20 protein-coding genes are annotated in these 25,524 nt (G+C 53.2%); 18 read left to right on the plus strand and 2 right to left on the minus strand.

Features of this window, described 5'->3' with window-relative positions:
* Positions 1-10 precede the first annotated feature (10 nt).
* The 10 genes from VOI14_RS04395 (at position 11) to VOI14_RS04440 (ending at position 10,454) form a co-directional block, all read left to right on the plus strand.
* Positions 11-853 carry a MoxR family ATPase gene (locus tag VOI14_RS04395; RefSeq protein WP_323750811.1) on the plus strand — a complete coding sequence of 281 codons (843 nt, stop codon included), beginning with the start codon at positions 11-13 and terminating at the stop codon, positions 851-853.
* Positions 854-875: 22 nt separating this feature from the next.
* Positions 876-2,054 carry a VWA domain-containing protein gene (locus VOI14_RS04400; protein WP_323750812.1) on the plus strand — a complete coding sequence of 393 codons (1,179 nt, stop codon included), beginning with the start codon at positions 876-878 and terminating at the stop codon, positions 2,052-2,054.
* Positions 2,055-2,411: 357 nt separating this feature from the next.
* A complete protein-coding gene (locus VOI14_RS04405; RefSeq protein ID WP_323750813.1) occupies positions 2,412-4,124 on the plus strand; it encodes a hypothetical protein in 1,713 nt (570 codons plus the stop codon).
* The gene (gene bamD / locus VOI14_RS04410; protein ID WP_323750814.1) at positions 4,121-6,943 is read left to right on the plus strand and encodes an outer membrane protein assembly factor BamD; all 2,823 of its coding nucleotides are present in this window, start codon (positions 4,121-4,123) and stop codon (positions 6,941-6,943) included. Before VOI14_RS04405 ends, bamD begins: the two co-directional genes overlap by 4 nt.
* Positions 6,933-7,430 carry a tetratricopeptide repeat protein gene (locus tag VOI14_RS04415; protein ID WP_416361385.1) on the plus strand — a complete coding sequence of 166 codons (498 nt, stop codon included), beginning with the start codon at positions 6,933-6,935 and terminating at the stop codon, positions 7,428-7,430. The genes bamD and VOI14_RS04415 overlap by 11 nt, the downstream gene beginning before the upstream one ends.
* Complete coding sequence (locus VOI14_RS04420) at positions 7,427-7,777, plus strand: hypothetical protein (RefSeq protein WP_323750816.1); 351 nt, start codon at positions 7,427-7,429, stop codon at positions 7,775-7,777. Before VOI14_RS04415 ends, VOI14_RS04420 begins: the two co-directional genes overlap by 4 nt.
* A gap of 28 nt (positions 7,778-7,805) precedes the next feature.
* The gene (locus VOI14_RS04425) at positions 7,806-8,453 is read left to right on the plus strand and encodes a MotA/TolQ/ExbB proton channel family protein (RefSeq protein WP_323750817.1); all 648 of its coding nucleotides are present in this window, start codon (positions 7,806-7,808) and stop codon (positions 8,451-8,453) included.
* A 42-nt stretch (positions 8,454-8,495) separates the two neighbouring features.
* A complete protein-coding gene (locus VOI14_RS04430; protein ID WP_323750818.1) occupies positions 8,496-9,026 on the plus strand; it encodes an ExbD/TolR family protein in 531 nt (176 codons plus the stop codon).
* Positions 9,023-9,511, plus strand: coding sequence for a biopolymer transporter ExbD (locus VOI14_RS04435; protein ID WP_323750819.1), 489 nt, complete (start codon positions 9,023-9,025; stop codon positions 9,509-9,511). Before VOI14_RS04430 ends, VOI14_RS04435 begins: the two co-directional genes overlap by 4 nt.
* Entirely contained in the window at positions 9,504-10,454 is a 951-nt protein-coding gene (locus VOI14_RS04440) for an AgmX/PglI C-terminal domain-containing protein (RefSeq protein WP_323750820.1), read from the plus strand. The genes VOI14_RS04435 and VOI14_RS04440 overlap by 8 nt, the downstream gene beginning before the upstream one ends.
* 4 nt (positions 10,455-10,458) lie before the next feature.
* On the opposite strand, the gene VOI14_RS04445 is transcribed toward VOI14_RS04440, so the two are convergent.
* Entirely contained in the window at positions 10,459-10,944 is a 486-nt protein-coding gene (locus tag VOI14_RS04445) for a MaoC/PaaZ C-terminal domain-containing protein (RefSeq protein ID WP_323750821.1), read from the minus strand.
* Between the two features lie 166 nt (positions 10,945-11,110).
* Here VOI14_RS04445 and VOI14_RS04450 point away from each other — a divergent pair, with 166 nt between their 5' ends.
* The 3 genes from VOI14_RS04450 (at position 11,111) to VOI14_RS04460 (ending at position 18,097) form a co-directional block, all read left to right on the plus strand.
* Positions 11,111-12,787 carry an AMP-binding protein gene (locus tag VOI14_RS04450; protein ID WP_323750822.1) on the plus strand — a complete coding sequence of 559 codons (1,677 nt, stop codon included), beginning with the start codon at positions 11,111-11,113 and terminating at the stop codon, positions 12,785-12,787.
* Positions 12,788-12,926: 139 nt separating this feature from the next.
* Entirely contained in the window at positions 12,927-16,859 is a 3,933-nt protein-coding gene (gene hrpA, locus VOI14_RS04455) for an ATP-dependent RNA helicase HrpA (RefSeq protein WP_323750823.1), read from the plus strand.
* 116 nt (positions 16,860-16,975) lie between these two features.
* The gene (locus tag VOI14_RS04460; protein WP_323750824.1) at positions 16,976-18,097 is read left to right on the plus strand and encodes a beta-ketoacyl-ACP synthase III; all 1,122 of its coding nucleotides are present in this window, start codon (positions 16,976-16,978) and stop codon (positions 18,095-18,097) included.
* Between the two features lie 6 nt (positions 18,098-18,103).
* Here VOI14_RS04460 and VOI14_RS04465 read toward each other — a convergent pair whose 3' ends face one another.
* Positions 18,104-18,511, minus strand: coding sequence for a thioesterase family protein (locus tag VOI14_RS04465; RefSeq protein ID WP_323750825.1), 408 nt, complete (start codon positions 18,509-18,511; stop codon positions 18,104-18,106).
* Positions 18,512-18,600: 89 nt separating this feature from the next.
* Here VOI14_RS04465 and VOI14_RS04470 point away from each other — a divergent pair, with 89 nt between their 5' ends.
* From VOI14_RS04470 to dinG, 5 genes are read left to right on the plus strand one after another with little or no spacing between them, the layout of a single operon-like run.
* Positions 18,601-19,386 (plus strand): VacJ family lipoprotein, encoded by a 786-nt coding sequence (locus VOI14_RS04470; RefSeq protein ID WP_323750826.1) that lies wholly within the window; start codon positions 18,601-18,603, stop codon positions 19,384-19,386.
* Between the two features lie 20 nt (positions 19,387-19,406).
* A complete protein-coding gene (locus tag VOI14_RS04475) occupies positions 19,407-20,894 on the plus strand; it encodes a DUF3336 domain-containing protein (RefSeq protein ID WP_323750827.1) in 1,488 nt (495 codons plus the stop codon).
* 5 nt (positions 20,895-20,899) lie between these two features.
* Positions 20,900-22,594 carry an ExeA family protein gene (locus tag VOI14_RS04480; RefSeq protein WP_323750828.1) on the plus strand — a complete coding sequence of 565 codons (1,695 nt, stop codon included), beginning with the start codon at positions 20,900-20,902 and terminating at the stop codon, positions 22,592-22,594.
* A gap of 3 nt (positions 22,595-22,597) precedes the next feature.
* Entirely contained in the window at positions 22,598-23,293 is a 696-nt protein-coding gene (locus tag VOI14_RS04485) for a general secretion pathway protein GspB (RefSeq protein WP_323750829.1), read from the plus strand.
* Entirely contained in the window at positions 23,293-25,470 is a 2,178-nt protein-coding gene (dinG, locus tag VOI14_RS04490) for an ATP-dependent DNA helicase DinG (protein WP_323750830.1), read from the plus strand. The genes VOI14_RS04485 and dinG overlap by 1 nt, the downstream gene beginning before the upstream one ends.
* Positions 25,471-25,524 lie beyond the last annotated feature (54 nt).

A 25,524-nucleotide genomic window follows, 5' to 3' on the forward strand; every position in this document is an offset into this window, starting at 1 on the left:
AATTAGACACATGAAGTTTACCGGTACCGAAAAATACGTAGCCACCGACGACCTGCAAATGGCAGTTAACGCGGCCATTTCGCTTCAGCGCCCGCTGTTGATCAAAGGCGAGCCCGGCACCGGCAAAACCTTGTTGGCAGAAGAGATGGCCGCTGCGCTGGGAATGAGGTTGATTCCCTGGCATATCAAATCGACCACCAAGGCCCAGCAGGGTCTGTATGAGTACGATGCGGTTTCTCGTTTGCGGGATTCTCAATTGGGTGATGAAAAAGTCAAAGATATCCGCAACTACATCGTTAAAGGTAAGCTTTGGGAAGCCTTTGAGTCAGACGAGCAAGTGATCCTGCTGATCGACGAAATCGACAAAGCCGATATTGAATTTCCAAACGACTTGCTTCTGGAACTCGACCGGATGGAGTTCTTTGTATACGAAACTCAGGAGTTCGTAAAAGCAAAGCAGCGCCCGATTATCGTGATCACCAGTAACAACGAAAAAGAGCTCCCCGATGCATTTTTGCGTCGCTGTTTCTTCCACTACATTAGCTTCCCGGACCACGACACCATGAAAGACATTGTGGATGTTCACTTCCCGGGGTTACAGCAGCAAGTGGTAAGGGATGCTTTGGAGGTCTTTTTTGACGTGCGGAAAGTGCCCGGACTGAAGAAAAAGCCATCTACCTCTGAGCTGATCGACTGGCTGAAGCTGCTGATGGCCGATGAGCTGTCCGCGAAAGCACTTCAGGACAAAGAAAGCAGTTCCGCATTGCCACCGCTTTACGGTGCGCTGGTAAAGAACGAGCAAGACGTGCACTTGCTGCAGAGGCTGGCGTTTATGGCGCGTCGTCGCAACTGATTGCTGGCAAGAGCATCGCTTTATGTTGATTGATTTTTTTCTTGAAGTCCGCCGTGCCAAGGTACCGGCCAGTCTGCGGGAATTTCTGGACCTGCTGGAAGCTATCCAGCAGCGTCTGGCGTTCGCCAATATGGAAGAGTTTTATTATCTTGCCCGCGTCTGTCTGGTTAAGGATGAACGGCATTTCGATAAGTTTGACCGGGCCTTTAAAGCCTACTTTGACGGCATCGAAAATCTCGACGACTTGTTGCAGGCATTGATTCCGGATGAGTGGCTGCGGGCTGAGTTTGAGAAACACCTGAGCGAAGAAGAAAAGGCTAAAATCGAGTCGCTGGGTGGCCTCGAAGAACTGATTGAAACCTTCAAAAAACGCATGGAAGAGCAGAATGAGCGCCATGCGGGCGGCAACAAATGGGTGGGTACGGGAGGTACCTCGCCTTTTGGTGCGAACGGTTACAACCCCGAAGGTTTTCGCATTGGCCAGAAAGATGGCCGCCACGGAAGGGCGGTGAAAGTCTGGGAGAAGCGAGACTACAAAGATCTGGATGACAGCATTACCCTAGGGCTTCGTAATATCAAAGTTGCCTTACGGCGCTTGCGCAAGTTTACCCGCCAGGGTGCTGCTGATCAGCTGGATCTTGATGACACCATTCGGTCAACGGCACGAAATGCCGGTTACCTGGATCTTAAAATGGTTCCAGAGCGGCATAACTCCGTAAAGGTGTTGATCTTCTTTGATGTGGGCGGTTCCATGGACCCGCACATCCGAGTGTGTGAGGAGTTGTTCTCAGCGGCCAGGCTTGAGTTCAAGCACATGGAATATTTTTACTTTCACAACTTCATTTACGAAAGTGTGTGGAAGAACAATGTTCGACGCATGAACGAGACCACAAGCACTTGGGACATCCTTCATAAATACACGCCCGACTACAAAGTGATCTTTGTGGGTGATGCCACCATGGCACCCTATGAAGTCACGCATCCGGGCGGGTCTATAGAGCACTGGAACGAAGAAGCAGGCGCAACCTGGATGCAGCGTGTGACCGAGCATTTTCACAAAGTGGTTTGGCTGAACCCGTTGCCGGAAAGTTATTGGGGCACCGGTGGGTCGTTGGGGGTTACCCGGCAGTTGGTGAACGACCACATGTTCCCGCTGACTATAGAAGGCCTCGAATCTGCCATGAAACAGCTGACCAAATAGTCTTCTGTTTCCCTAGAAAAAAGCCGATGCGTGTTACGGCATCGGCAAAGCTCGGCATATATAAGCGGGTGCAGCCTTCTGGCGCGCCCGCATGTTTTATAAAGCAGTGTTTAGGCCAACTCCTTACTATCCCACCTGAAATCAATCGCCTGGAAACAATCTTTTCGCTTAATCCCACGCTTTGACGTTCTCGCGATTTTCCTACCTGTCAAATAAATCGACACTTTAAAATCCCATCGCCTCAAATTTCCATTTGGTGAAATGGATACCGTTCTTGTCTGTTAGCTGGTGTTACTCTTTATTTCGAATTGTTACACGGTCGCCCTCATCATTGCGGCCAGACACAACGGGACAGCTATGTTCGGCAAACAAAAATCACAACAGTGCCGGATTGCTCCAAGGATGCTGGGGCATTGGATATCCGGATGGCTGGCTGTCTTCATGGTGGCCAGTGTTCACGCTGTACCTATCGATACTCGGGTGGCGCAACTCAACGAGAAGGTGGCGCGGCATACTGATGGCGTGCGTACCATAGAGCAACAGCTGCTGCCGCATACGGATACCCGGGTGGTGGTCGTTTTCGCTGTTTCCACGCCGAAAACTCTGATTGTCGATTCTCTGGAACTCTATCTCGACAATCAGCTGGTGACATCTCAGCGTTACGCCGAGAGCGAGCGAGATGCGTTGGCGCAGGGGCAGGTATTGCCGCTGTATCAAGGCAATTTGTCGAGCGGTCCTCATCGCCTTAAAGCCGTCGTCAATGCCCGCGCAGAGAACAATCGATTTGTTCGCCGGGAGTTGGTTCACCGGTTTGTTAAGCCGCCAGTCCTGAAACAACTGCATATGACTCTGCGGGCCAAAGCACCTGAATTCGAACCCGAAGCGCTCTTTTCTGAAGAAGTTGCCTCATCCACTGGTGATGCGAGTACATCGGTGGTATCGGATCATTTCGTTCCGCGAACAGAGGCCAAGGGCCTGCATCGTGAGCAGCGAGACCAAGAGATGTTCGAATTAGCGGAACAGGAACGGCGCAAGGGCAGAACAGACATAGCAGGGCGCTATCTCGCCAAGATGAATGAGGGTTACTGGGCGGCATTGGGTTATCTCAATCTTGCCAATGACTTCGCCCGGGACGATTTGAACTCAAGCAGGGCGCTTGTATCGCTGCGCGTAGCCATGGCGATGGCTGCGAAAGATACCAACGAAGCGCGTCGGAGAAATCTTCTCAATCAGCTCCACCTTCGTGCCGGTTACCTGGCGCTCAAAAGCGACGAGCACGACAAAGCTATCCATCTATTCGAGAAGGTGACGCTTGATAGCTACTACGCGCCTCAAGCCTTGTACCTGCACGGTTTAGCACTGTCGAACAAAGGCAGCCACCGGGCCGCCATGCAAAGCTGGCATCGTGCCAAGAAATTTCCATTGGCGTTCCCCGGCGTGACAGAGGCCTGGATAGGCATGGGGCAGGGCTTCGATATGGCAGGGTATCCGGGGCAGGCTGGAGATGCGTGGTTGGCTGCACATGCGGCCTATCAGGGTGAAAGAGTGACGCTGAACAAGCTAGCCCAAAGGATAGAAAAACACGGAGCGTATAAAGCCTTACTTGAAGATGCCCGAAACACCGGAACGGAATGGTTTCTGGCCGATAGCCGAACGTTGACTCAGCCTCGTATGGCTTATCTGTTGCAATTCTTTGAGCAGGCTAATGCCCAGAAGGCTGTTCTTAGGGTGGCGCTTCTGGATGAGATGACGGCTCAATTAAACCGCAACGCTCATGATCTTTCGGTATTTATTGTTGCATCAACGGAGTGGTTAGAAGGCGGGAACGCTGCATCCATCATAGCAAGCACGCTCACTGATACCCGGAAATTGAAGGATCACTTGAACCGGTTACAAGCCCAAGTTAATGAGGCAAGAGCGCGCGCGGCGGATGCGTTGGATACGTTGGCACATGAATTTGTTGATCATCAATATCAGTTGATGGTGCAGGCGATGGATAAAACGGAACAGCAAATTGCGCACCTGTATGAATACCTCGCCCTAGAGACGTTGGGGAAGGGTGCACAATGAATTCGCGTTTCGTTTTTAGACGATTTCTACCCCTGTTGGTTTTGGTAGCCATAGGGCATACCAATCTGTCCGCACAGGAATCATTTCGGGTAGAGCTGGGGAAAGACGGTGAAACTTTGGGCGACATGCGGCCCGTATTCTTAACATTTGAAACGCGCCCCTTGCCCGCAATTTCTCCCGCTGAAGTCGCTCGCCGGTATCAGAAGCTGTTTGAAGATTCAGGGGAACCGGAGGTTCGAATCGACGCGCTGAATCGCTTGAATAATATTCGCGATCGCTCGGTTCAGAATATTGGCTTTTCGGAGGCGAAGGAAGCTGAAATATATGAAGACGTCTTGGGTAGTTATGAAAAAATTCTGTCTCAAGGTTCGTTCTCGGGACGATTGGATGAGCTGCTTTATCAAATGGCCAAAGCCCATGCCTTGACCGGGCAACAGCAAGAATCTATCCAGCGTTTGCGGCAACTGGTAGGGATGTATCCAAAATCCGAGCTGGTACCAGAGGCTCGATTTCGCATGGCTGAGGCCGAGTTTTCCGCCGGCCGCTACCCTGAGGCTGAAAACGGTTACCAAGCGTTGCTCAAGGCTCGGCCCGATTCAGAGCTTGCCACCAAATCCCGTTACATGAAGGGATGGAGTCAATTCAAGCAGGGCGAGCAGGCTTGGGACCGGGCAGCTAAAACCTTCATGACACTGTTGGATGAACAGCTGCCGGGCGCAGAACAAATTCGTGACCCGATCACCGCCAGCCTGGATATGGTAGAGGACAGCTTTCGAGTGATGGGGTTGATGGCTTCCCGCTTGAACAATGAGCAAACCCTGGAGCGTTGGCTGGTGGGTCGTTCCAATTCGCCGTGGTTCTATCTTCTTTACGACCGGCTGGCAGACCTGCACGCGGTGGAAGGCCGATATAGCCAAGCGGTAGCGGTGAACAACGGCTTTGTGCGGGCGTACCCGAAACATGCATCGCAACCCGATTTCATCACTCAGAATGTGGAATTCTGGTCGATGGCCGGAGAGCCCGGCCGGGTCCGGGAAGCCAAAGCTGATTTCGTGAAGCGGTATCTTCCGGCCAACAACTACCGGGGATTGACCTTTGATCATCAAAAGCGCTGGCAAGAGTATGGTCGTTCTCTGGCGGACTTTTATTACGCCTCTGCTTCGAGGTGTCAGTCTGAAGGCAAGGGGATTGAGGCTAGTCGTTCATGGGCCACCGCTGCAGATTATTTTGAAACACTGGCAGCCCGTTCAGCTGCTCGCGGTGAGTTGATGCACCTCGCAGGTGACGCAAGGTTGCAGGCAGGACAGCGGGAGCAAGCGTTGGATAACTTCCGGCGCGCCGCATACGGCCGGGGCTATGAACGCGCAAGTGAAGCCGGTTGGGCGGCCATATCCTTGCTGAGAGGAACGTTAGTAACGCCGGGCCAAGGAGCCGGCGATCAACAAGCCTTAGCAGCGTTAAGTTCAGAAGAGCAGCGTTTTTCAGAAGCCTTCGGTGTGGATGAGCGTTTGTCGGCATTGCGCGCCGATTTGGCTAACCGTTGGTATGCTCGGGCTGACACTCAGAACGCACTTGCTTACGCCAAGAAAACACTGGGTTGGGACTCGGCAAATGCCGAACAACGGTATGCAGCCTGGCTGGTGATTGCCCGCGTACAGCAACAGAAAAATGCGTACGGTTTGGCCGAGCGTGCGTGGCGGCAAGCGCGCACTCTTGCAGAAACGCAAAGCCTACTGGCGATTCCTTTACACGAGCAACGGGATATCCGAGAGCAGTTGGGCATTGCGATTTACAAGCAGGGCGAGAAAGCCGGATCGGCGGGTAACTCAACCTTGGCAGTCGCTCATTTTCAACGTGTGGTGACTGTGCTGCCCGGCTCGGAGTTGGCCATAAAATCGCGATTTGATGCTGCCAACACTTTGTTGAAGGCCTCGGAATGGCTCGCCGCCATCAACGAACTGAACCGGTTCAGGTCCGATTATTCTGACCATCCGTTAACCGAGCAAATCAGCGAAAAGCTGGTGCATTCCTATCAACGATCTGGCCAGCCATTAAAAGCGGCGAAAGAACTCCTTGCCACCGCCTCCCGTTTGTCGGATCCGTGGCCACAACGTTTGCGGGCAGCGGCGATTTACCACGGCTCGAATGAGATCGAACGTCGCAATCAGTTATATCGCGAGTGGCTTGCTGTTGCGCCAGTCGCTGCAACGGCTGGTGACCATGTGCAGCAACAAACGATGCGCCAACGATTGATTGAGTCTGGGGCAACCGATTCTGAAACGTTGCAGGCTTTGGTCGCCATTGAATCTCAGAGTCATTGGCACTCCGACGAAACCTTAAGGTGGGCTGCCGACGGCGCCTTGATTCTCGGAGCGCGCGCTGCGGACGAGTTCGCGTCCATTGCTTTGGTGCACCCTTTGGAAGAAACCCTTATTAGAAAACAAACGGTGCTCGAAAGAGCGCAGAACTATCTGCAGGAGGCTGAGGCGTTTGCGGGTAAGGCCGTGGTGACGGAGGTGCTGTTCAGGCGAGCTGAGCTATACCGTTTGCTGGCTGCAGACTTGATGGCGTCTAAGGTGCCGGCTGAGCTCAATGAACTGGAAACCATGCAGTATCAGATGTTGCTTGAGGAAGAAGCATACCCGCTGGAAGAAAGGGCGATGGCGCTGCACACCCAAAATCACCAAAAAATCAGCGCACACGGCTATGACAAATGGATTGCGCGGAGCCTGGATACGCTAGCCGTCATGCATCCGGGCCGGTACCGCCGAAATTTGCGTTGGATGACTTGGGCAGCGAAGGAGAATGATGGTGCTTGATTGTACTCGCAACGCAGGGATCTGCTTGATGCTGTTGGCGGTTGCCGCGTTATCTGGTTGTGCTGCAACTCATAAGGGGTCTTCATACGATAAGGCTCAAACGCAACCGGTGCCTTCACCCGAACAGGCGGAAGTTCTTGCACGTGAGGGCAGGCGAGCCTATGAACAAGGCGAGGTTGAATCCGCGATCCAGTCCTGGCAGAGCGCGGTCGAGCTCAATCCAGCGGACGTGGTGACGGTAAATAATCTTGCGCTTGCGCTCAAAGACGCGAACCGATTTTCGGAGGCTGTGACGCTTTTGGAGAAAGGGGTGAACGCCTCACCTGAAACTGCCGAGTTGCATTACAACCTTGCCGTGATTTCGGAGCTTTACCTGCTTCAACTGGATAAAGCACTGGCTCACTATCAGCGTTATCAGCAGTTATCTGTCACCGAAGACAAGGCTGTGGCCGGCTGGATTGTGGATCTGGAACGGAGGCTTCAATGATGCGTTCGGTTGCCGGGGCAGTGTTGCTGTTTGGCTTAGTTCCGACCGTCGGGTTGCCCGCCTGGGCTGATACGGAAAAAACAGTGGATGTGCCTCAGCGTTCGGTCTTGAAAGTGGCCGGAATATCAGCGAACTCGGGCGAGAATGACCCTCGCATACTCTACATTTTGCCGTGGCAAGCCCCCAGTTTGCCGCGAAGGGCGAGAGCCGAATTGAACCAGAAAATACCTGAACTAACACAATCAGTTTCCGGAACAGCCGTGGAAAACCATCGCCTGTTCCGGGAAACCCTGAACCCACTGGTGTTGGAGCCAACAGACGTTTCTTCAGCCCAGATTAAACCGTGACTCAGCAGTAACAACGGAGAATAACATCATGCTAGACACCATTATCCGATTCTTTCAGGAAGGCGGCCCTTTCATGTACCCGATTGCCGTTGTGTTGGCGATAGGCTTGTCAATTACGTTGGAACGATTCATCTATCTCGGTTCGGTTCGCCGGCGAAACCGTACGGCCTTCGAGCGAGGCATATTGCCGGCCTTGCAAAAACGTGATTATTCCCGAGCGATGAAGGCTGCTAGTGGCTCGGACAGCGCTATTGCCTCTGTTCTCGGTGCCGGCATTGCCCGACTGCTGAATAACAGTCGGCGTGAAGATATCGAGTACGCGATGGAAGAAGGACTAATGGAAGTGCTTCCCAGACTGGAAAAGCGAACCCAGTATCTGGCGACACTGGCGAACGTGGCGACGTTGCTTGGGCTGCTCGGGACTATTATTGGCTTGATCGCAGCCTTTACCGCTGTGGCCGCAGCAGACCCTGCGCAAAAAGCGAGCTTGCTGTCTGAAAGTATTTCCGTGGCTATGAACACCACTGCATTCGGCTTGATTTCAGCTATTCCCTTGTTGCTGTTCCACGCGTTACTGCAAACCCGTACGAATGAAATCGTCGACAGCTTCGAAATGGCCGGTGTCAAACTCCTGAACATTGTGTCTGAGCCAGAAGCACGCAGCGCCACAGCGTGACGCTGTAGATCCCCAAGCCAGATTGAACAGGAGTAGGGCGATATGAGACGTCGACACCGCCGGCTAACCTCCGAAGCGGAGCTGGACATCACTGCGTTTTTGAACTTGATGATCGTTCTTGTGCCCGTATTGCTGCTGGGCATGGTATTCAGTCAGATTCGCATGATCGAGCTTAATTTTCCGGCAATGGATGCGGGTAAAGCTCCTGCCGTGGATGAGTTCCGGTTGGTTGTTACTGTGATCCCTGCCGGGTTGGAGGTGGCCGATAGCGAACGCGGATTGATTGAGGCATTGCCTGTTAAGGGGGCGGCACAAGATTACCAAGGGCTCCGTTTGGTGTTGCAGCAGATCAAGCATCATGTTCCGGGCAAAACGGATGTGATTCTGGAGGTCGGGCCGGACGTTGATTACCAAACGTTGGTTTCGGTAATGGATACCGTGCGCTCTTATCCTGCGGTTTTGGCGACCAGCGTCGTTGAAGTCGAGCTGTTCCCCGATGTTTCGCTGATGGATGCGACTGAAAACCGAGTGTTGGCGCAAAGCTCGGAAACCGTTAAAGGGGAGGGTGTATGAAAACCGCCCGAAGGGCCCAGATGCGAAAACGACACTACAGCCGGATGCACAAAGCCGGTGGCCTGAATCTGGTGTCGTTGATGGATATTTTCACCATTCTGGTGTTCTTTTTGATGGTGAATTCCTCTGACGTGAAAGTCATGCAAAACAACGCAGACGTTCCCTTGCCGACCTCGACTGCGCAACAAGAAGCGGTCGAAAATTTAACGGTTCAGGTCAGCGGGCGCTCCGTACTCGTTCAAGGCCGCCAAGTCGCGACGGTCGAAGGAATCAGCGCGGCCGACACACGGATAGCGGGATTGTCCGAGGAATTGGCCTACCGTCGAAGCCGCTGGAGCGAGATACCGGAGCAAGGCCTGGAAATCACCATCATGGCAGCCAGGGATACCGATTACCGATTGCTGCGCCGGATTATGCAAACCTGTGTTGATGAACAGTTTCGTCACGTTCGGCTCGCGGTAGAGGCGGAGGTGAGCAATGGTTGATCGCCTCAAAGGTCGCAGTGGCACCCGCTTGCCTTGGAGTCGTGATCGACTCGAGAGCTTGCGGTTTGGGGTCATTGTTGTGTTGGTGCTCGGCCTGTTCATGGTGCCCGCCGCGCTGATTCCCTATCTAGATGTTCCGGAGCTTGATCGTGCTGAAGCGGAACGGATTCCTCCGAGGCTTGCAAAGTTAGTCGTGCCACCTCGTGTGGAAAAAACGAAACAGCCCGAGCCAGGTCAAGAACCCGAGCCCGAGTCAGTGCAAGATGATGTTCAGGCGAACCCCAAGCCTAAGCCCAAACTGGAGCAACCCCGGCCCTCTAGGGAAGATGGGGAACCGCCAGTTCAAACCACGGAGCAGGCTCGTGAAACCGCATCGCGATCGGGCTTGTTTGCGATGAAAAACCGTTTGCAGGCTCTGACTGATGATCAGCCAAAGGATAGCCGCAATCTGAGGGCTAACGTGACCGGAGCCGAAGCAACCGAGTTGTCCGCGGAACCATTGGGCGCTGACGTGCTGGCCGACAGTGGAGGCGTAGAAACACAAGAGGGCCCCGCACGTGAAGTCGCTGTAGCCGGGCATCAGGTTGCTGAAGTTAAGGTGCCTGAAGAGGTTGCCGTGGCGAAAGCCGCGAAACCGGCTCGTAATCCCGCTCAACAAAGGGCTATGAGTAATATTCGGCAGGTCTTTGATGCTCAGAAGAGCGTGCTGTACTCGCTTTATAAACGAGAACTCCGAAAAGATCCTACCCTTGAAGGAAAGGTCACACTGGAACTGATTATCGAACCGAACGGATCGGTATCGGCCTGCCGGATTGTGGCCTCTGAGTTGAGCAATCCCGCACTGGAGCAGCGGATTGCAATGAGGGTGCAAATGTTTGATTTCGGGGCGGCTCGAGTCACCGCCCGGAAAGTTCAGTTCCCTATCGATTTCCTTCCGGGCTAAGCCGTTAGCCTTCGATCGTGATTTTCGGCAAGCGGGGTTTTTGCAGAGACACCTTTTCGGTCGGTGCAATCACTTTCGCTTCGCCGACAACCACCTGGTCATCGTTCTGGTTACGAACATCGCAAGCCAGCGTTACCCGGTTTTTTGCGCCTTTTTCAGAAACGGTTAGTTTCACGGTCAGGGTGTCGTGCAGCTTAACCGGGCGTTTAAACGACAGGGTCTGGTCCAGATAAATAGTGCCTGGGCCCGGCATGACGGTTGCCAGAGCTGCGGAGATTAAAGAACCACTCCACATGCCGTGAGCGATGCGCTCTTTGAACATGGTGTCGGCTGCAAATTCCGAATCCAGGTGCACAGGATTTACGTCACCGGATACAGCGGCAAACAAAACCAGTTCGTCTTCCGTGAGAGTGCGGGTAAAGGTTGCAGAATCACCTTCGTTCAATTCGTTGTAGGTAATGTTTTCGAGAATGTCCAGGGTGTCGCTCATAGTGACCTCTACTCGTTAAGGGCTCGTGGGTGGTTCCAAGGGGATAGATTTCTGAAAGCTACCTCATCGTTTCCAAAACTGCTATTCTCACACCACTTTTAAGGATTGAGACTTTAGTCGGGTTGCTCTTTTGGCCCGAATGCCACCAATCAAACAGGAGATGGTGATGGATTTTGAGCAGTTCTATCAAGATAAATACCCTGCGGGCATCCCCCGTGAGGTAGATCTCAACAAGTACAAAAACATGGTAGATGTTTTTGAACAGGCCGTTAAAAAGTACGCAGAAAAGCCTGCGTTCACTGCGGTTGGCGTCACTCTGACGTACAAAGATCTTGATACTCAGAGTCGCAACTTCGCGGCTTGGCTGCAAAACAAAACCGACCTGAAACCTGGCGACCGAATTGCAGTGCAGATGCCGAACATCACCCAATATCCGGTGGTTGTTTTTGGTGCTATGCGTGCTGGCTTGATTGTGGTGAATACCAACCCTTTGTACACCACGCGGGAAATGGAACACCAGTTTAACGACTCTGGTGCTAAAGCGCTGGTCGTTCTTGCCAATATGGCGGAAAACGCCGAGAAAGTACTTCCGCATACCGGCATCGAGCACGTTATCGTAACCGAAGTCGCTGACATGCATTCGACCATCAAACGCAAGCTGATGAATGCGGTGGTGAAGCACGTTAAAAAGATGGTGCCTCCGTTCAACATTCCGGGTTCCCATAAGCTGCCAGCGGTTTTAAGTGCGGGTGCCCGAGAGAAGTTTAGCCCGGTTGATATCAAACTCGACGATCTTGCCGTGCTGCAATACACCGGTGGCACAACCGGTGTCGCGAAAGGTGCGATGCTGACTCACGCCAATCTGGTTGCCAACCTGACTCAGGTTCGCCCGATGCTGGAAGATCAGGTAGCTGAAGGTGAGGAAGTGGTTATTGCGCCACTGCCGCTCTATCACATCTACTCCTTCACGTTGAACTGCGGCATCATGCTGGAAGCCGGTGCTCATAACGTCTTGATTCCAAACCCGCGTGATATCCCGGGTTTTGTGAAAGAGCTCCAGAAACAGAAGTTCTCGGCCTTTATCGGTTTGAACACTCTGTTCGTGGCGTTGTGCAATAACGAAGATTTCCAGAAGCTGGACTTCTCGGGTATGAAACTGACGGCCTCCGGCGGTATGGCTCTGACCAGCGACGCAGCCAAGATGTGGGAGCGTGTCACGGGCTGTGAAATCAGCGAAGGTTACGGCATGACTGAAACCTCTCCGGTGGTTACCTTTAACCCCCGCAGCGCCATCAAGTTGGGTACTATCGGGCTTCCGATCCCGTCTACTATCGTCAAGACCATTGATGACGACGGCAACGAAACCGCCGTGGGTGAGCCCGGTGAGCTTTGCGTTAAAGGCCCTCAGGTTATGCGCGGCTATTGGCAGCGCCCTGAAGATACCCGTCAATCCTTTACCGACGACGGTTTCATTCAGACTGGCGACATTGCGCTGATCCAGGAAGACGGCTACATTCGCATCGTTGACCGCAAGAAAGACATGATCATTGTGTCTGGCTTTAACGTTTTCCCAAATGAAATCGAAGACGTAGTGACCAGCCATCCAAAAGTGGTTGAGTGTGCGGCTGTCGGTGTTGATGATGCCAAGAGTGGTGAAGCAGTTAAGGTCTACGTGGTCGCTACCAAAGAAGGCGTTTCTGCGAACGAGCTGAAAGAATTCTGTCGTGAGCGCCTGACTGCGTACAAGGTTCCTAAGCACTTCGAGTTCCGTGAAGAACTGCCTAAGAGCAACGTGGGAAAAATTCTTCGACGTGAACTGCGAGACGAAGAAGCTAACGCTTAAGTTCACACCTCTGCAGGGGTTCTCCCTGCACTTAAAGACCCTGCCTCGGCAGGGTTTTTGTGTTTATACGGTGTGGCTTTCCGGCTAGACTGTGGCGCCTGATTCCCCCGAACGAAACTTTGAGAGCCAATGGCGAGTAATGTCTGATTCAACCTCGAACAACGCTTCCGCATCCAATGTGACCGACCCGCAAGCGGAGGTGGCAGCACTCAAACGTCACTTTGCTGACTGCAATCAGCAAGAAGCAGCCCGTATTGTTCGGCGTTTGGGCCGTAGCAAAGGCTTGCCCGGTCAGAAAGATCTGGCCCTGATGAACGATTGGTTGGAGCAGGGCCAAGCTAAAGTTCGTCAGCGTCGGGCATTGCATAAACCCGCCACGTTCCCTGAGGGGTTACCTGTTAGTGCGCGGGTTGATGACATCAGCAAAGCGATTGAAGAGCACCAGGTTGTTATTGTTGCGGGTGAGACCGGATCGGGCAAAACCACACAGATTCCTAAGATTTGCCTTAACCTTGGCCGAGGTGCCCGCGGTTTAATTGGGCATACACAGCCCAGGCGGATTGCGGCGCGCAGCGTCTCTGGTCGCATTGCGGAGGAATTGGGCGAGCAAGTTGGTCAGCGGGTGGGGTATCAAGTTCGATTTACCGATAACACCTCGGAGCAATCTCAAATCAAAGTGATGACCGATGGTATTTTGCTGGCGGAAGTCCAGCATGACCGGTTTCTGGATCGCTACGACACGCTGATTATCGATGAAGCCCACGAACGCAGTTTGAACATCGATTTCCTGTTGGGCTATCTCAGGCAGCTATTGCCCAAACGCCCGGATCTTAAGGTGATCATCACTTCGGCCACCATTGAGGTGGATCGTTTCAGTGAGTTCTTCGATAAGGCTCCGGTCATTGAGGTTAGTGGTCGGACTTATCCCGTTGATGTTCGTTACCGCCCGTTAGTCGGTGATGAAGACGATAAGGATCAAGGCTGGACCGATGGCATCCTGGCCGCAGTTGAAGAGATTGAGCAACACGAGCGTACGGAAAAGAAACCTCCGGGCGACGTGTTGGTGTTCCTGCCGGGTGAACGTGAAATTCGAGCGGTGAGTAAAGTCCTCCGGCACGCAGAATTGCGCCATACCGAAGTGCTGCCGCTTTATTCCCGCTTAAGCAATCAAGAACAGAATCGGGTATTCCAGTCCCACAAAGGGCGGCGCATTGTGCTGTCGACTAATGTGGCGGAAACCTCGCTGACGGTGCCGGGTATTCGCTATGTCATTGACACCGGTGTCGCCCGAATCAGTCGCTACAGCGTGCGCTCAAAAATTCAACGCTTGCCGATAGAGCCCGTTTCTCAAGCTAGTGCGAACCAGCGAGCAGGGCGTTGTGGCCGGGTCGCGCCCGGTATCTGCTTCCGCTTGTATGATGAAACCGACTTCATTAACCGGCCTGAATACACTGATCCGGAAATTCTGCGCACCAACCTGGCCTCGGTTATTCTCCAGATGGCCACCTCCGGATTGGGTGAAATTCGACAGTTCCCGTTCTTGGAATCGCCGGATCGTCGACAGGTTAATGATGGTTACAAACTGCTGGAAGAACTCAGTGCCGTTGATGAAAAGCGGCGGGTAACTAAGCTCGGTCGCATCATGTCTCGTTTACCGTTGGACCCTCGTTTGGCCAGAATGTTGGTCACCTCGGCGGATCATGGCAGTTTGGCAGAAGTTCTGATTGTCATTGCGGGCCTCAGTGTGCAGGACCCTCGCGAGCGCCCGCAAGAGAAACAACAGGCCGCGGACCAAGCCCATGCACCGTTTAATGACAAAGAATCGGATTTTGCGACACTGCTGAATATTTGGAACTGGTTTGAAGAACAACGTCAGGAGCTGTCCCAGAATCAGCTCAAAAAACTGTGCCAGAAGAATTTCCTGAGCTGGATGCGCATGCGTGAGTGGCGGGATATCCATCGGCAGCTCACGTTAATTTGCCGGGATCAGAAACTCACCATGAACCGGCAGCCGGCAAACTATGATGCCATTCATAAGCCCATTTTGGCGGGCTTGTTGGGGCAGATCGCCATTAAAGTGGAGAAACGGGAATATTTGGCGACGCGTAATCGCAAGGTGATGATTTTCCCGGGTTCAAAAGTAGCTAAATCCGGCCCCAAGTGGATTGTGGCGGCAGAAATTGTTGAAACGAGCAAGGTGTTCGCCCGCATGGTGGCGGGTGTACAGCCGGAATGGGTTGAGCCTTTAGCGGGACACATTGTTAAGCGCCACTTTTTCGAGCCGCACTGGGAGCAAAAGCGCGCACAGGTAATGGGCTACGAAAAGGTCACCCTGTACGGACTGGACGTGGTGCCCAAGCGCCGCATTCCCTACGCTAAAGTGGACCCCGCCGAGTGCCGGAATCTGTTTATACGTCGGGCGCTGGTGGAAGGGGAATTGCGGTCAAAGGCACCTTTCATCGCCCGCAATCGCGATATGCTGGATACCGTCGAAAATCTTGAAAAGAAGACTCGGCGTCGTGACCTGCTGGTTGATGATGAAGTCTTAGTGGCGTTTTATGATGAACGCTTACCGGATGACATTGTTAGCGGCCGGCATTTCGAAAGCTGGTGGAAGAATCTTAGCGCTGAAGCTCTGCGAAATATGGAGCTTACCGAAGCGGATGTGATGCAGCGCCCGGTCGACCAGTCTGCAGACTCGTTGTATCCCGATTATCTGGAATGGGAAGGTGCAAAGTACCCGCTCAGCTATGAGTTCGAGCCGACCAGTGAGCGAGACGGCGTTACGCTGAATGTGCCGTTGATGGCTCTTAAACAAATTCCAGCCCGCCGTTTGGAATGGTTAGTGCCGGGCTTGTTGAGGGAAAAGTGCATCGCGCTGGTTAAAGGCTTGCCTAAATCGGTGCGCCGAAACTTTGTACCGGTTCCGGACTTTGTGGATGCAGCATTAGAAAACATGCAGCCTGGCAATGAGCCTTTAACCGCCAAGCTGGCGGATCAGTTGCGCCGAATGACCGGTGTGCGGATTGACCCTGAAGCCTGGCCAGAGGAAGAATTGCCTCGTCATTTGCGGATGAATCTGAAGGTCACCGGTAACAAGGGCAAGGTGATGGCGGAAGGCCGCAGTGCCGATGACCTTCAGGCAAAGCTTGGAGGGCAGGCGGAACACGCGCTGGCGACCGCTGCATCGGATGACACGGATGAGGCGAAGGTGATTGAACACACGGACTGGCAGTTTGGAACGCTGCCGGAACGGGTTCAGACGGAAAAAGGCGGCATGCAAGTGACGGTTTACCCGGCACTGGAAGACTTGGGTAAACAGGTACGGGCGATTCGGTGCCTTGATCCGTTGACTGCCGAAACCACCATGCGCCGAGGTGTGGCACGGTTGATCATTAATCGATTTGGCAGCACTTTGACGGATCTGGAACGCAGGTTACCCAAGTTTAAACAGTCGGCGTTGATGTTTGCGCCGGTGGGGCGAGCTAAAGCGCTGTTGGATGATTTGCTGGTGGCCGCTGTGATGGAGCATTTTCTGTCAGGAGAAGTTCCTCGAAACCCGGATAGCTTTGATCAGTTTTTTGATCAGCATCGCGGGGATTTTATTCCTGCGCTGGAACTGGCGGACGAGCGCCTTCATGCGGCCATGATCGGCTATCAGAAGGTGGCAAAGCAGTTGAAGGGCAAGATCAACCTAGCTCTAGCTAACAGTATGGCTGACATTAAGTTTCAGCTTCAACATCTTGTCTATCCTGGATTTCTTGTCGAGACTCCTTCCGCATGGCTGGCCCGTTTTGGGACCTATTTTGAGGCGGCGCTGATCCGCCTCGAGAAGATGCCGAGGGAGATGGGGAAAGAGCGTGAGTTTCTGCATAGTATTGAGGCGCTTTGGACTCGCTATGCCAAGAAACTTGAACAGCAGAAGCGCCAGGGTGTGTGTGATCCGGAATTGGAGTTTTATCGCTGGATGCTGGAAGAATATCGGGTATCATTTTTTGCTCAACAGCTAGGCACCGCCATGACCGTGTCGGTTAAGCGCCTCGACAAACAGTGGGCTGTCACCAAGGTTTAATCGAGGTCGTCAGGGCATGCAGCCAATAGTCCAACGGGCAAATCTTCAGGACTGTGTTAGTATTTCTGGCAGTGTATTGTCAAAAACTATTTCTATAACCATGACGTGGGGTTATTGTGATTAAAGCCGTCATCAGCGGAACCGGCCTTTATACGCCGCCCGCCATCATCGAAAACGACGACCTGGTTGAAGCCTTCAATCAGTATGTGGATCTGCACAACACGGAGCACGCGGAAGAGATAGCCCGCGGAGAGCTAGCGGCGCTGCAACCCTCGTCTTCTGCGTTCATCGAAAAAGCCTCTGGCATCAAGCGCCGCCACGTTATTGATCGTGAGGGTATTCTCGATCCAACGCGTATGACTCCCCATATTCCCGATCGCAGCAACGATGAGCCCTCAGTACAGTGTGAAATGGCCGTGGTTGCTTGCAATGAAGCGCTAGAGCAAGCCGGGAAAACAGTGGCTGATGTGGATGCCGTTATCGTCGCGTGCTCCAATTTGCAGCGTGCTTACCCAGCGGTTTCTATTGAAGTACAGCAAGCCTTGGGTATTCAAGGGTTCGCATACGATATGAACGTGGCCTGCAGTTCTGCCACCTTCGGTTTGCAGGCAGCGGCTAACGCGGTTGAAAATGGAACGGCCCGTGCGGTTCTGGTGGTTAGCCCGGAGATTTGCTCCGGCCATTTGAATTTCCGGGATCGGGACAGTCACTTTATTTTTGGTGATGCGTGCACCGCCATGCTCGTGGAGCGCGAGGAAGACGTCAAACCAGGGCAGGGTTTCGAGATTATCGGTACCCGTCTGGTGACCAAGTTTTCCAACAATATCCGGAACAACTTTGGGTTTTTGAACCGCGCGGATGAATCCGGCGTTGGCAAACCGGACAAGTTGTTCATCCAGGAAGGGCGGAAAGTATTTAAAGAGGTGTCTCCGCTTGTGGCGTCAACAATCCAGAATCATCTGGAGTCTTTGGAATTGGCGCCGGACAATCTGGCTCGCATGTGGTTGCATCAGGCCAACCTGAATATGAATCAGCTGATTGCCCGTCGAGTGTTGGGCCGCGATGCTACCGTTGAAGAAGCACCGGTGATTTTGGACGAATACGCCAATACCAGCTCGGCCGGTTCAATCATTGCGTTCCATAAGTATAAAGAGGATTTGAAAGCCGACGACTTGGGTGTTATTTGCTCCTTCGGTGCCGGCTATTCCATCGGCAGCGTGGTCGTACGCCACCGCTGATGTCTCTTATTCCGCTGCCAGCGCTCTCAGAGTGCCTGGTAGCGGAGTAGACTTCCTGCTTGTTTTATCCATCCACACAATCTTTGCATACCCCTCCGCATACACATCTCCGGTGTCAGCATCTTTGAGCAAGTGGTAGGTATCCAGACTGGTATTTCCTGCTTTGCCCGCGTATGTTTCCACCACGACGGTGGCCGGGTGTGTTAATTCCTTCAGAAAGGTGGCGCTGGTCTTTATAATAACGGGGCCGGTTGGGTCTTCGCTGCCTCCGAACTGCAGTTCGCCCAACCAGACGATGCGAGCCTCCTCAAAAAAACGGAAGTAAACCGTATTGTTGGCATGGCCGTATGCATCCATGTCGCCCCAACGCAACGACATGGCAAGGGAGCTGACGAGGTTTCCCTGAACTGACATTAAATTTCCTCCGGATGACTTATATAAAAAGAATTCAACGCCGGTATTGTCGACTAATGGAATTAGATTAAACAACCCAAGAGATTGAAATGACTCAAACGACTACTCGGTATTCGATATTCGCAGCGTCAATGCTGGTGCTATTTGCTATCGTGGGCGTGGCGCCTGCGGTCGCCCAGATTGCGCAGGAACCCGTTGGTCAGCCCGCAGCGCCCGTGAACCAGGCGGACCCCTATGAAAACTGGAACCGAAGCGTGTTTTCGTTCAATGAAACCGTGGACGACTGGTTTCTTCGCCCTGTGGCTAAGACTTACCGTAACGTAACGCCAGGTGTTGTGGATCGTGGGGTCACAAACTTCTTTAATAATCTGACTGAAATCCGTAACTTCAGTAATAGCCTGTTACAGCTGAAAGGTGAGTCGGCAGTTGTGGCATTTGGACGGTTCACCTTCAATACCGTATTTGGTCTGGGCGGCATTTTTGATGTGGCAACGGCCTTTGATCTACCTGAACGGCCGGAAGATTTTGGCCAGACATTGGGTCATTGGGGGATGGGCTCGGGGCCGTATCTGATGCTGCCGTTTCTGGGGCCGTCGACTCCCCGGCATTTCACGGGCTTGGCGTCCGATAGCTTGGCATTGCCTTCGGCTTGGGACTCTGTTGAAGAACCGGAAACTTATTATCTTCGAGGGCTGCAGATCGTTGATAAACGAGCGGACTTTATTCCGGCCGAAGGGCTTATTTCTGGGGATCGGTACACGTTCGTGAGAAATGCCTTTCTGCAGCGTCGTGAATTCTTGATTAACGATGGTAAGATCACTTCTGACCCCTTCGCCAATGATGACGAAGATGACCTGATGCTCGAAGATTTCTGAGCATTGCCGGGAGATCCATCTTGCTTAAAGACCCGAGAATTAACCGATTCCGTAAGCTGCTGGCGGATGCTCAAAATTATGAGCAATGGAAAGCGGCCGCGTTGGAGTTGGACTTTCTCGAAGGCAATGTTGAATGGAAGGAAGACTTTGCCTCGGATCTATATCACTACGAGTTGATCTACGACAGGCTCTGCAATCTCAAACAATATCGACAGCAAAACGATATCGAGCGTTTGAAGCGAGCCTTACGTGAGGGACTTCACCACGATTTGGGCAATATGGGTAACCCGGCGCTTTACACTCGCTCCCGGGTGGGCACCAAGCATCTGGTTGAAGAGTACATAACTCAGGTTTGTGAGGCGTTGGATTTCTTGTGCGACCATTCTGTTCCGAACTTTTCGGTGCACGATAAGCTTCAGTTCTTTCGAGATACCCTGACAAGCTTTGGCCGGCCGGCGCTGTTGCTTAGTGGAGGTGCTGGGCTTGGCATGTTCCATTTTGGTGTGGTCAAGGCGTTGTGGGAGAAAGGTCTGCTGCCACAAGTGATCGCCGGTTCCAGTGTCGGGGCCATCATTGCGGGTATTCTGGGCGTGCATACGGACGCCGAAATACCGGAAATGCTGGTGCCAGAAAATCACAACCTTAAAGCCTGGAAATGGCGCGGTTTATTCAGCGCGATTCGTGGCGATGGGTTGATGGATCAGAACATTTTGAAGCAGTGCCTCCGTGAAAATATCGGAGAGTACACCTTTGAAGAAGCCTATCAGCGCACCGGACGAAGCGTAAATATCAGCGTTTCTCCGGTACAAGCCCATCAGAAGGCCCGTTTGTTAAGTGGCTATACGTCTCCGTATTTAATGATGTGGAGTGCAGCGCTTGCGAGTGCTGCTGTGCCTGGCATTTTTCCGCCCGTCACCCTGATGAAAAAAGATTTGAACGGGAACACTCTGCCTTACATGCCTCGGTTGAGGTTTGTAGACGGGTCCGTGGTCAGTGATCTACCTGTCGATCGATTGATGCACCTGTACGATGTCAATTTCACCATTGTCAGCCAGACAAACCCCCACGTAATACCGTTCTTGAACGAAAAGGGGCAAGACGAGAAACTGTCTCTCCTGAATTTGCCTTCCCACTTACTGAAAGCGGAAGTGGCGTTTCATGGCCAGGGCGTGTTTGATTTCTTGCGCAAGCGCCTCAAGCCTGAGCTCTTGAGGCAGCTTTCCGGTCAGATGTATACGATTATGGCGCAACGTTATTCTGGCGATGTGACCATTGCGCCCAATTATTCCCTTCGTCATTACCGGCATGTGCTGTCTAATCCGAGCCCGGAATATGTGCGGGAAATGATTCTTCAGGGTGAAAGGGAAACCTGGCCGAAAATCTCGATGATTCGGTCCCATGCACGAATATCAAAAACTCTGGAGCGCTGCGTGCGGCGCCTGAAACATCAAAGTAGCCGTGCTGCAGAGCTGAAATTGGTCAGCAGCAGCGATTCGGCAAGGCTCTAAGAACCATGTATTACGATTTTTTTGGCTTTCGGGAGCCGCCATTTTCTATCGCTCCTGATCCACGATACCTGTATCTGAGTGATCGCCACAAAGAGGCACTCGCGCACCTGATGTATGGCGTGCAGGGGCAGGGTGGCTTCATTGTGATAACGGGTGAAGTGGGTACGGGTAAAACCACGGTATGCCGTTGTTTTCTTGATAGTGCTCCTGAGCACGTTGATATCGCCCTGACACTGAATCCGCGCCTTTCAGCCCGGGAGTTATTGTCGGCTATATGTGATGAGCTGGAAATCGCTCATGCACCGGATGCCAGCATCAAGGTGTTAGTGGATGCCATTAATGCAGACTTGCTGAAGGCCCACGCGGCGGGCCGTCACAAGGTTCTCATTATCGATGAGGCACAGAACCTTTCCGCGGATGTGCTGGAACAACTGCGCCTGCTTACCAACCTTGAAACCGCTGAAAAGAAATTGCTGCAGATCGTTCTGCTGGGGCAGCCAGAGTTGCAGGATATTCTTGCATTACCGGAGTTGCGCCAGCTCAATCAGCGGGTTACCGCCCGTTACCACTTGGATGCGATCGATAAGGCGGAACTCCCTGCCTATTTGCAATACCGGGTCAGTGTGGCGGGGCTGAGGGGAGACTTGTTCACCCCTGCGGCTATTCGCAAGCTCTACGGTGCCAGTCAGGGAGTGCCTCGGCTCATCAATCTGATTAGTGATCGTGCCCTGCTGGGAGCCTACGCGGAAGGTGAGCACCAAATTACCGCGTTACACATTAAAAGGGCGGCAAAGGAGGTCAGTGGTGGCTTGAAGCCGGGGGTGCGTAAACGCGCTCGGTTTGGCGACAGCGTCAGTCATTTGTGGTTGGTGGTTGCATCGGTTCTGATCGCGGTTATCGGCACGCTTTGGGTGTTGGATCTACCGCCGCAAGGATATCTGACGAAGGATGACGATGGTGAACACTCTGTTTCGGGTGTTATCGAACGGGTTGTGGCAGCTACTGGACAGACTGAGGTGGCGGATCCATCAGAGCAAGAAACAAAGGTGTCTCCCACGTCCGGTTGGGTAGAATTTTCGCCCGATCAGCATGGCCTCTCTTTATCCGATTCGTACGTTGAACTCTTCGACGTATGGGGGATTAGTTATTACCCTGAAGTTGCGCCGTATCCTTGCCAACACGCTCAAAATGTTGGTTTGGAATGTTTGCAGCGTGAGGGTGCGCGCAGGACGTTGGAATTCCTTAACCGTCCCGCCATTCTGAGCTTGGGGATGGGTTCCAGGCCGGAAGTTCAGATTGTTTTGCAGGCGTTGGATGGTGATAAAGCTTTGATAAAAACGGCCAACGGATTGGTTGCCGTCGAATTCCGACAAATTGAGCGTTATTGGTTTGGTAAGTTCCAGATCCTGTGGCGTGCGCCGGAATATAAGAATGAGGATGGCGTCTACTCTGGTAAACAGGGTGAAAAACTCTGGATCAGCTCTAAAATGATGGAGCTTGCCGATCGTTATGCCGACAATGCGGAGGAGGGTGAGCGCATCAAACGATTAGGCATCGCCGATCAGGTGCGCTGGTATCAGGAACTGCGTGGGTTGGCAGTGGATGGCATTCCCGGTGCAATGACCATTATTCAGATCCGGAACGATCTGGGTGTTGATGGGCCTCGGTTAGTGGCAGAACCGGCATCGGGACGTAGCTAAATTATGTCTTACATACTCGAAGCATTGAGGAAATCCGAAGCAGAACGCCGGCAGGGCAAAGCCCCGGATCTCGGCCAGCAGGTACAGATGGTCTACCGCCCGAAGAAAAAGCCGGTTTCGGCGGTTGTGTGGGTGGTGTTGGCGTTAATCATCAACGCGGTGGTTTTAGCGTATGTCTTTTGGCCCTCGACGCAACTTCAGCAACCGGTGGACACTCCAGAGACCACAACTCAGTCTCAGAAGGCGGCTTCGCCTGCGCCTGGCGCGAAACTCGAGTCAGCGCCTGACCTAGAATCAACCGATAGCTCGTTAGGCACGGCAGCGGAAGTGGCCCAAGCCGTTTCGGAATCCGGTCTGACCGAGCCTCAATTCGAACAACCCACGATTATCGTGCCCAGACAGCCCGAGCGCCAAGCGCTTCCTGACCCAGTACAAACACGGCCCCAAGGACGTGTCCCGCATCTGGTAGAATTGCCGCTTTCATTCCAAAAGAGTGTTCCTGATTTGACCTTTAACAGCCATATCTATTCCTCAGACCCCTCTGCCAGCCGGGTGATGATCAACAACCGATATTTGCGAACCGGCCAAAGTTTGGGCCAGTTGTTGGTTGAAAACATCACGGAAGACGGCGTTGTGCTGAGTAAAAATGGCCAACGTTTTCGGGTGGGAATCGTTCGAGATTGGGTGAGCCCCAGATAATGGCGCTAACCGACGATGTAAAACAGGACATTCAACAAGCCTATCGGGATGTTTTAGCGGGCAAGGGCGTTCGTGCCCGTTATGGCCAGCGCTTGATGATTGCCGAGATAGCCCGTTATATGGGTGAGATTACCGATAACGATGGCCAGCGCACATCACCTGCGGCAGCGTGTGTGGTGGAAGCCGGGACCGGTACGGGTAAAACGCTGGCCTATTTGATCTCGGCGATTCCAGTCGCCAAGGCCTTGGGTAAGACTCTGGTGATTTCCACCGCGACCGTGGCGCTGCAAGATCAGATTGTTCTGAAAGATCTACCCGACCTGCGTAAACACAGTAAATTGAAGTTCAACTGGACTCTTGCAAAAGGTCGTGGCCGGTATTTGTGCATGTCCCGACTGGAAACACGGTTGCACGATGAGGGGCATGGGGACAGCGACACCATGCCGCTATTCCTGTTGGATAAACCGGTTGATGATGACGCCAGTAGCCGAGCAACGTTTGAGAAGATGCTCGGTACCTACGGTTCCCGGGAATGGGATGGCGACCGCGACCATTGGCCAGAGCAGATCCCTGATGAGATCTGGCGTCAGGTCACCACTGATCACCGCCAATGTACCAACCGCCATTGCGCTTACTTCGATAGCTGCGCATTTTTCGAAGCCAGAAAAGATCTGGACGATGCCGATATTGTAGTGGCCAACCACGATCTGGTATTAGCGGATCTTGCTCTGGGCGGTGGCGCGATTCTTCCGGAACCGGAAAACGCTCTGTTTATTTTTGACGAGGCTCACCACCTCCCGGACAAAGCCCTGAATCATTTCGCCGCTTCGGTACCCTTGAACGCTACCCGCCAGTGGCTGAAACAGCTTTCACAAGCTTTGGTGAAAATGCAGCCGTGGCTGCCTGGCGGCTCGCAGGCCACCAAGGCCGTCGAGAAAATTAGTTTGGCGGGGCGCGATCTCGATATTGCTTTGGCCAAGGTATACGAAGAGGTTGAGCAAAATACCGGTTGGGATTTCAACGAAGAACGCCGGAGCGCTCAGTGGCGGTATCCGGAAGGTGAGTTGCCGGAAAGTTTGGCTGAGTTGGCCGGCGAAACCAGAATTGTAACGGCCGGCTTGTGCCGGAATCTCGGCAACTTGGTCGATGAACTGCAAAGTGCGTTCGATGAGCGTAAAGACCCGGAACTAGACCGTGATACGGCGGATTCCTGGTATCCAGTAATTGGTGCGTTCCACAGCCGTGCTGAAGAGCAACTTCGATTATGGGAGGCCTGGTCTGATGGTGCCATTATTGCCAAGCCTGATCAGGATGAAAGCGCCCAGCCGGTGCCGCGCAAAGGCCCACCGGCAGCGCGTTGGTCGGTTCGTCAGCGATGGGAACACGCCGAAGACATTACGCTGTTCAGTTCGCCGGTCTTAGCCGACAACTTACTGTATTCCCGCTTATGGTCGCGGGTCTATGGCGCCGTGCTCACCAGTGCGACGTTAACAGCGTTGGGGCGATTCGATCGCTTACGCTCCCGGGCAGGATTGCCGGAAGCAAGCCGGTATATGGTCGTGCCCAGCTCGTTTCGTTATAGCGAAATGGCAACGGTCGAGGTACCTGCTATTGAGGCTTTGCCGACCGATGACGGGTTTGGTGATGCTTTGATTAAACGCCTTCCTTACTTGTGGGCGGGCGAGAAGGCGACCTTGGTGCTATTCACGTCTCGCCGGCAAATGCAGCAGGTCAGGGATGCGTTAGCCCCGGAATACCCGGAGCTGATTTTGACGCAGGACGACATGGCTAAGAACGAAGTGCTTCGCACCCACTGCAGCCGGATCGATGAAGGTAAAGCTAGTGTCCTCTTTGGTGTGGCCAGTTTTGCTGAAGGTATCGACTTGCCCGGTAAGTATCTGCATCACGTAGTGATTACCCGGTTACCCTTCTCGGTGCCGGATGACCCGATTGACGCCAGTCTGGCCGAATGGGTGACTCAACGCGGTGGCAACCCGTTTATGGAAATCACCGTGCCAGATGCGTCGGTCAAGCTGGTTCAGGCGGTAGGGCGCCTGCTGCGGACGGAGCAAGATACCGGGCGTGTGACCATTCTTGATCGTCGCATTGTCGCCAGACGCTATGGACAGCTGCTACTAGATGCGCTGCCACCGTTCCGCAGGCTGATTGAGCACTAACCCCACCAGAAAAAAAGAGCCAGCCCCATAAGGGATGGCTCTTGTCGAAAGGGT

Origin of the sequence: Marinobacter sp., assembly GCF_034669625.1 — a bacterium.
GTDB lineage: Bacteria > Pseudomonadota > Gammaproteobacteria > Pseudomonadales > Oleiphilaceae > Marinobacter.

Excerpts from the sequence above, each read along its gene's own strand:
- VOI14_RS04450 (WP_323750822.1), top strand. The coding sequence starts at position 11,111 with ATGGATTTTGAGCAGTTCTATCAAGATAAATACCCTGCGGGCATCCCC.
- VOI14_RS04405 (WP_323750813.1), top strand. The coding sequence starts at position 2,412 with ATGTTCGGCAAACAAAAATCACAACAGTGCCGGATTGCTCCAAGGATG.
- VOI14_RS04395 (WP_323750811.1), top strand. The coding sequence starts at position 11 with ATGAAGTTTACCGGTACCGAAAAATACGTAGCCACCGACGACCTGCAA.
- bamD (WP_323750814.1), top strand. The coding sequence starts at position 4,121 with ATGAATTCGCGTTTCGTTTTTAGACGATTTCTACCCCTGTTGGTTTTG.
- VOI14_RS04440 (WP_323750820.1), top strand. The coding sequence starts at position 9,504 with ATGGTTGATCGCCTCAAAGGTCGCAGTGGCACCCGCTTGCCTTGGAGT.
- hrpA (WP_323750823.1), top strand. The coding sequence starts at position 12,927 with ATGTCTGATTCAACCTCGAACAACGCTTCCGCATCCAATGTGACCGAC.
- VOI14_RS04400 (WP_323750812.1), top strand. The coding sequence starts at position 876 with ATGTTGATTGATTTTTTTCTTGAAGTCCGCCGTGCCAAGGTACCGGCC.
- VOI14_RS04480 (WP_323750828.1), top strand. The coding sequence starts at position 20,900 with ATGTATTACGATTTTTTTGGCTTTCGGGAGCCGCCATTTTCTATCGCT.
- dinG (WP_323750830.1), top strand. The coding sequence starts at position 23,293 with ATGGCGCTAACCGACGATGTAAAACAGGACATTCAACAAGCCTATCGG.
- VOI14_RS04420 (WP_323750816.1), top strand. The coding sequence starts at position 7,427 with ATGATGCGTTCGGTTGCCGGGGCAGTGTTGCTGTTTGGCTTAGTTCCG.
- VOI14_RS04425 (WP_323750817.1), top strand. The coding sequence starts at position 7,806 with ATGCTAGACACCATTATCCGATTCTTTCAGGAAGGCGGCCCTTTCATG.
- VOI14_RS04415 (WP_416361385.1), top strand. The coding sequence starts at position 6,933 with ATGGTGCTTGATTGTACTCGCAACGCAGGGATCTGCTTGATGCTGTTG.
- VOI14_RS04435 (WP_323750819.1), top strand. The coding sequence starts at position 9,023 with ATGAAAACCGCCCGAAGGGCCCAGATGCGAAAACGACACTACAGCCGG.
- VOI14_RS04465 (WP_323750825.1), bottom strand. The coding sequence starts at position 18,511 with ATGTCAGTTCAGGGAAACCTCGTCAGCTCCCTTGCCATGTCGTTGCGT.
- VOI14_RS04470 (WP_323750826.1), top strand. The coding sequence starts at position 18,601 with ATGACTCAAACGACTACTCGGTATTCGATATTCGCAGCGTCAATGCTG.
- VOI14_RS04430 (WP_323750818.1), top strand. The coding sequence starts at position 8,496 with ATGAGACGTCGACACCGCCGGCTAACCTCCGAAGCGGAGCTGGACATC.
- VOI14_RS04485 (WP_323750829.1), top strand. The coding sequence starts at position 22,598 with ATGTCTTACATACTCGAAGCATTGAGGAAATCCGAAGCAGAACGCCGG.
- VOI14_RS04445 (WP_323750821.1), bottom strand. The coding sequence starts at position 10,944 with ATGAGCGACACCCTGGACATTCTCGAAAACATTACCTACAACGAATTG.